This window comes from Microcystis sp. M20BS1 (genome assembly GCF_020245305.1).
In the GTDB taxonomy this organism is placed as follows: Bacteria; Cyanobacteriota; Cyanobacteriia; order Cyanobacteriales; family Microcystaceae; genus Microcystis; species Microcystis ichthyoblabe_A.
Genome location: NZ_JADBUZ010000088.1, coordinates 1 through 6,386 on the forward strand (window position 1 = coordinate 1; position 6,386 = coordinate 6,386).

Genomic DNA, 6,386 nt, shown 5'->3' on the forward strand with positions numbered 1-6,386 from the left:
ATGATGACAGTAGTAGAAATTAAATTTGAATCTTGGCAACTCAGCGATGAACAGTTTTTTCAACTTTGTCAGGATAACCGAGATTTACGTTTGGAACGCAGCGCCAAAGGAGATTTAATTATTATGCCACCAACCGGAGGAGAAACTGGTAATTCTAACGCTGGAATCACTGCCCAATTATGGTTATGGAATAACCTACATAAACTAGGTGTAGTTTTTGATTCCTCCACGGGGTTTAAACTACCGAATGGGGCCGATCGCTCTCCCGATGCTGCTTGGATACCTTTAGAAAAATGGCAAGCTTTAACCCCGCAACAAAAGGAAAGATTTTTACCTCTATCTCCCGATTTTGTCATTGAATTAATGTCTCCTAGTGATAGCCTAGAAACCGCTAGGAAAAAAATGCAGGAATATTTAGATAATGGGACTCGTTTAGGTTGGTTAATCAATAGAAAAACTAGAGAAGTGGAAATTTATCGTCAAGGACAGGCAGTAAAAATTTTAACTAATCCAGAGAGTTTATCGGGGGAAAGTATTCTGCCAGAATTTAGTTTAAATCTTACTTTGATTTGGTAAATCAGAGGTAGTGATTGCCGTTTAACGCTTGGCTTTGTTAGGCATTGTCTTCATCGATAAAACACCAAACTTTAGTTTTAAGGAAGATAGTCAGAATCAAGGATTTCTGCAAGGGCAAAGGGTGATTCAATTGGGAATAAATCAGCAGAGAGAAGATACTTTCTGACAGTATCTTCTCTGGCTGCTTGGTAACAATCTATCCAGATTTCAGGAATCAATCTTCTCAGACTTGGACTCTCCTTTAATAAGCGTTGAACTTGTCGGCGTTGTTCAACAATTGTGCTGCGCCACCCTTGAGCGTTTGCTTCCTTTTCAGTTAGCCAGTAAGTCAATTTAAGCAAATGTTCGGCAATGACGGTTAAGCGACTTTCTAGTTCTCGTTTTTCACTCCTTCCCATCGTTTCAATTTCTTCGATCAAATTTTCTAAGTCTAATTTTTCAAAACGATGTTCTTTGAGTAAATTAGCGGTTTCTTGTAACCATCGGTAGAAATCTTCTTGATAAAGACTTTTACCTGAGGAAACTAAAGACTTTTCGATGCTCATTTGATGATGACCTAGAAAAAAGAATTCTTAGATAATTTTAAAGCGACTCCCCGATCTCAAAAACATTGGCAGAATATCGCAGGATTACTCCTTAAAACATCAGAGCTTTAAATTTAAGCTAAAATTAGGTAAAACATCTTCACCTGACAAATCAGTGGGATTTTCTAAGATATCTACTTCCTTTCCTTGACGATAAATTTCAACTTGCCGATTCTGGGGATCGATTAACCAGCCTAACCTTGCGCCATTTTCCCTATACTCAAGCAGTTTTTTCTGTAATTTGTCAAGACTATCGGATTCAGAGCGCAATTCCACCACAAAATCGGGACAGAGGGGAATAAATCCTTTTTTCTGCTTAGGGGTTAAAGATTCCCAGCGTTCTCGACTCACCCAAGATAGATCGGGAGAACGAATCGCCCCATTTGGCAGTATAAATCCAGTGGAAGAGTCAAACCCGACTCCTAAAGCTTCATTTTCTTCGCACCAGCGACCCAGTTGAGTCGTTAAGCTAAAATTTCGCTGTCCTGATTCGCCACCTGTCGGGGGATTCACGATTAATTCTCCTTGGGCTGTACGTTCTAATTTTAAGTCCCGGTTGACCTCCGCAAGGGCTTCAAACTGTTCAAGGGTGATAGAGAGAGCGATCGCGCTAGGAATTTCTAAGGAGAGGGTTTCGGGTGAGGTAGTAACTGCTAACATAATCCTTTGATCAGGTGCAACTTATACTATTAAAGATTATTGGTCAAGTTTCTGCACAGAATTCTTTAGCTTGCGCTGAACAAATTCCCGATTTTTTAGGGAAACTTCCACCTCAATCGGGCGGTTTCACTAAATAACAGGTTACAATAGCCAATAATTAACTAAATTTACCTAAAAACTATCGATCGTGTTCTACGCTATTGATTTCGGAACCAGCAATACCGTCATTACTCGTTGGAATGGGGCGACAAATAGGGCCGAAACCGTGAAATTATCGGAGTTATCCCAACAAATAGCCGACAATCCGCCCCTAATTCCCAGTTTACTCTATATTAAATCAGCCAATCCTCTGCAAGTAATTGCTGGTCAAGCAGTGCGCGATCGGGGTTTAGATATCGATCGAGATCCGCGTTTTTTTCGTCGCTTTAAACGAGGTATCGGGGCAAAAATTCAAGGATTTTTACCAGAATTAGAGGAAACTGTCCTCAGTTTCGAGGGGGTTGGTCAATGGTTCCTTGATAGCATCATCGACAACTTAAAAAACACCACCTCGGAAACCCCCCAATCTCTAGTTTTAACCGTCCCCGTTGATAGTTTTGAAAGTTACCGCAATTGGTTAAGTAATGTTTGTCAGGGGTGGGAAATCGAACAAATTCGACTAATTGATGAACCCACGGCCGCCGCTTTGGGTTATGGAAGCACGGGTGATCAGGTAATTTTAGTGGTAGATTTTGGCGGTGGCACCCTCGATCTTTCTTTGGTACAATTAGATTTAGATAATCCTCAAAAAAATCAAGGTTTTATTCTCAAGTGGGGAGAAAAACTTTTAGGCAATAATTCCGCCCAAAAAACTAAACTAGCCAGAGTTTTAGCCAAGGCGGGGATAAATTTAGGGGGGTCAGATATCGATGATTGGATTGTCGATTATTTTGCCCAAAAGCAATCTTTAGCGAAAACTTCCTTGACTACTCGTCTAGCGGAAAGATTAAAAATTAAACTTTCTTCCCAATTAACCGCCGAGGAGGTATATTTTGATCAGGAAAATTTCGAGAGTTACGAGTTAAGCTTAGATCGAGAACAATTGACCGATATTCTCCAACAACAAAACTTTTTTAATCAATTAGATGATTTAATGACGGGAGTTTTGCAACAGGGAAGACGCAATGGAATTGAAGTTAGCGACATCGATGCGGTGTTATTAGTTGGGGGAACTGTACAAATTCCGGCGGTAAAAGATTGGGTGCGACAGTATTTTGATAGTAGTAAAATTAAAGAGGATCGACCCTTTGAAGCGATCGCTTTGGGAGCGTTACAATTAGCCCAAGGTTATCAAGTCAAAGATTTTCTCTATCATAGCTACGGCATTCGTTACTGGAATCGTCGCAAAAATGCCCACGCTTGGCATCCAATTATTAACTCTGGACAACCCTATCCCATGGAAAAACCCGTGGAATTAGTCCTAGGTGCTTCCGTGGACAATCAACCCAGCATTGAGTTAATTATCGGCGAATTAGGCACAGAAAGTGGAGCAATGGAGGTTTATTTTGATGGTGATAAATTAATTACTCGTTCCCTGAGTAATGGAGAAACTAGCGTCCAACCCTTAAATGATCGCGAGGGGGCCCGTTCGATCGCTAAACTCGATCCTTTAGGTTTCCGGGGTAAAGATCGCATTAAAGTGCAGTTCTGGATTGATGATCAGTGTTTTCTGCGGATTAATGTGGAAGATTTACTCAGTCAAGAATTGTTACTAAATAATCAAATAGTCACCAAATTAAGCTAGGGTTTACGGCAAAAAGTTGCTCGTGGGGGCAGGGTGTGGGGTGTGGGGTGTGGGGTGTGGGGTTTTACCGATTTTGAGGTAGTCAGTTACCTAATTTTCAGGGAAAAAGTCCAGGGATTTTACCCCGGATCACTCCAATGGTCAACACTTTTTGAGGGAAAAAAGTCTAAAAGCCTTATCTAACAAGGTTTTTAGATTTATTCAGCAAACCCTACCTAATTTTTAGGAAAAAATTACCTGAATTTTACCCCCGCTTACTCCCATATCTGGTACTTTTTGATTTCCAAAAAGTCTAAATTTTAGATTTATTCAGCCTGCTCTAAGCTAGACTTGGCTTCACCTAAAAATCAAGTGCAGACTCATAGTAAGTTTGCACTGATATTATCGCAATATTCTGTTTTACTGGTGGCTTTATCGACTGTGATCGCGCACGGGGATCGGGATTAGTTCGGGTTCGGGTTCGGGTTCCGGACCAAAAACACTCTCGACCAGTTTGCGCGCCCATTCTCTCAATTTTTCTATCACTTCATCTAAATAGTCCATTGACCAAATGGCTCCTTTGAGATACTAGCTATGAGTTTTCGTCGATTGATCCCCGCAACAGCCACGCAAAAGCTTGATTCTAGAGAATTTTAACTAATTTTTATCGTTTGGCTGTTCAATCTGACGAACGGGGGAATCTATATCTTGTACTTATATTAAGCTTAACATAACTTTTTAGTCTGAGTATATATTCTTGGTAATTCTTTTTTAAGATATTGTTAATAAGTTCCGTCGTAGGCGATCGAGGGCGGTATAGGCACTAATCTGGCGAATGGTCAAGCGATCTCGATTTTCTCCGAAACGATGCTCTGATACAGTCACTTTTCCGTCAGGACTGGCTAAACCGATATAAACTAGGCCCACGGGTTTTGTCTCACTGCCTCCTCCTGGTCCAGCAATACCCGTGATACTGATCCCCCAATCGGTAGCGAGGCGTTTTTGCACTCCTAGAGCCATCTGTTGGGCAACAATGGCACTGACAGCCCCGACATTATTTAAATCCTGCTCATTTACGTCTAAGAGGGCAACTTTTACCCGATTATCGTAGGAAATAACCCCACCCCAAAAATAATCGGAACTGCCGGCGATTTGGGTGATAATTTCCCCTAATCCCCCTCCGGTACAGGATTCTGCCACACTCAAAGTTTGTTTTTGTCGCCGCAACAGTTCCCCCACTACCGAGGGTAAAGTATCATCATCGGCCCCAAAATAATCTAATCCGGCGATTTCCTTAATTTCCGTCGCTACCGGTTCAATTACCTGCAAAGCAGCCTGTAAAGAAGGGGCTTTCGTCGCAATTCGCAAACGCACTTCGCCTAAACCAGCATAGGGGGCAACGGTGGGATTAGTCAGAGCGAATAAATGGGCTACTTTTTCCGCTAAAGCTGACTCACCGATACCGCGAAATTTCAGAGAACGACTATAAATCCTCTCTTTGCCCCATCCTTGACTTTTTAGGTAAGGAATGGCCGTTTCTACCCACATTCTCTTCATTTCTGAGGGTACTCCGGGGAAAGTGAGAATAGTTATGTTAGTCTCTGGTTGCCAGATCATGCCGGGGGCGGTTCCGGTCGGATTTGGCAAAAAATCGGCTCCCACGGGTATTAAAGCCTGTTTACTGTTACTAGGAGGCATTTCTCGCCCTAAACTCGTAAATTTAGCCTCGATTTCTGCTAAAATCTCTTTATCTTCTCTAAGGGGCGTTTGGAAAAAATCGGCGATTGTTTCTGTGGTTAAATCGTCGGGAGTAGGTCCCAGTCCCCCGGTAAAAATTAAAATTGAGGAACGTTCTCGGGCAATAGCGATCGCTTTTTTCAGTCTTTCTACATTATCCCCCACCACCGTTTGATAATAATGGGGAATGCCTAATTTTGCCAATTCTAGAGCTAAATATTGGGCGTTAGTATTAACTATATCCCCTAATAATAATTCCGTTCCTACACAAATAATTTCAGCGGCCATAATTTTTGACAATTAGCTTAAGATTTTCAATTTTGATCATTAACTGATCTCCTGTCACCATCGTTCGATCGGGTTTAGGTAACGATGGTCATGGAAGTTAACCATATCAATGCGCTCCCACATTATACCAGTAAGCTATCAACAATCAAAGTCTTGTATATTAAATGCCACTTTTAATAACCAGATTTAGTATCACTACCCATTAGCAAACGTAAAATCAGCCTACCATTCCTCTACATAACAATAATTGATCATAATCAAGCATAACAAGGTATTGCCGATCATCACCTCTTCCTTCCTGCCATGACAAACCCCACCAAAATCATCTAAAATTAAAATGTCCACTAAATAATAAAATTCTATGACTCGCTGGTTTAATATTGCCGGTCCCTGTTCCAACGATATCCACTATATGCTCTCTCCCACAGTACGATTACCAGATTTAGAGGAGCTAATTCAACAACGTAGTTACTTTGTCCTACACGCACCACGACAAACGGGGAAAACCACCGCAATGTTAGCCCTAGCAAAACAACTTACTGCTACAGGAAATTATGCCGCAGTCATGGTATCAGTGGAAGTAGGAAGTGCATTTAATCATGATCCTACTGCCGCAGAATTGGCAATTTTAGGGGCATGGTATAATACAATAAATATTCGTTTACCTAAAGAATTGCAACCACCTGTAAAAGAATGGCAACAGGAAGAAGCAGGAAGCAGAATCAAGGCTTTTTTATCAGATTGGGCAAAAGCTATCAATCGTCCCATAGTATTATTTA

Annotated in this window: 6 protein-coding genes and 1 pseudogene; 3 read left to right on the plus strand and 4 right to left on the minus strand. The window is 41.4% G+C overall.

Annotated elements, in window-relative coordinates; all coding sequences use genetic code 11:
- Positions 1–576, plus strand: coding sequence for a Uma2 family endonuclease (locus IM507_RS09055; RefSeq protein ID WP_042790429.1), 576 nt, complete (start codon positions 1–3; stop codon positions 574–576).
- Between the two features lie 77 nt (positions 577–653).
- Here the strand turns inward: IM507_RS09055 and IM507_RS09060 are convergent, their stop codons facing one another.
- Together IM507_RS09060 and IM507_RS09065 are read right to left on the minus strand one after the other, a co-directional pair.
- Positions 654–1,121, minus strand: a complete 468-nt coding sequence (locus IM507_RS09060) for a DUF29 domain-containing protein (RefSeq protein WP_002732981.1) — start codon at positions 1,119–1,121, stop codon at positions 654–656.
- 99 nt (positions 1,122–1,220) lie between these two features.
- Complete coding sequence (locus tag IM507_RS09065; protein WP_002732928.1) at positions 1,221–1,820, minus strand: Uma2 family endonuclease; 600 nt, start codon at positions 1,818–1,820, stop codon at positions 1,221–1,223.
- A 187-nt stretch (positions 1,821–2,007) separates the two neighbouring features.
- On the opposite strand from IM507_RS09065, the gene IM507_RS09070 reads away from it, so the two are divergent.
- Positions 2,008–3,603, plus strand: a complete 1,596-nt coding sequence (locus IM507_RS09070; protein WP_123230924.1) for an Hsp70 family protein — start codon at positions 2,008–2,010, stop codon at positions 3,601–3,603.
- Positions 3,604–4,014: 411 nt separating this feature from the next.
- On the opposite strand, the gene IM507_RS09075 is transcribed toward IM507_RS09070, so the two are convergent.
- Together IM507_RS09075 and IM507_RS09080 are read right to left on the minus strand one after the other, a co-directional pair.
- Complete coding sequence (locus IM507_RS09075; protein ID WP_002731870.1) at positions 4,015–4,146, minus strand: hypothetical protein; 132 nt, start codon at positions 4,144–4,146, stop codon at positions 4,015–4,017.
- A 207-nt stretch (positions 4,147–4,353) separates the two neighbouring features.
- Positions 4,354–5,607 (minus strand): competence/damage-inducible protein A, encoded by a 1,254-nt coding sequence (locus IM507_RS09080; protein ID WP_002793358.1) that lies wholly within the window; start codon positions 5,605–5,607, stop codon positions 4,354–4,356.
- Positions 5,608–5,968: 361 nt separating this feature from the next.
- Here IM507_RS09080 and IM507_RS09085 point away from each other — a divergent pair.
- Positions 5,969–6,386 (plus strand): annotated as a pseudogene (locus IM507_RS09085) (ATP-binding protein); the annotation flags it as partial.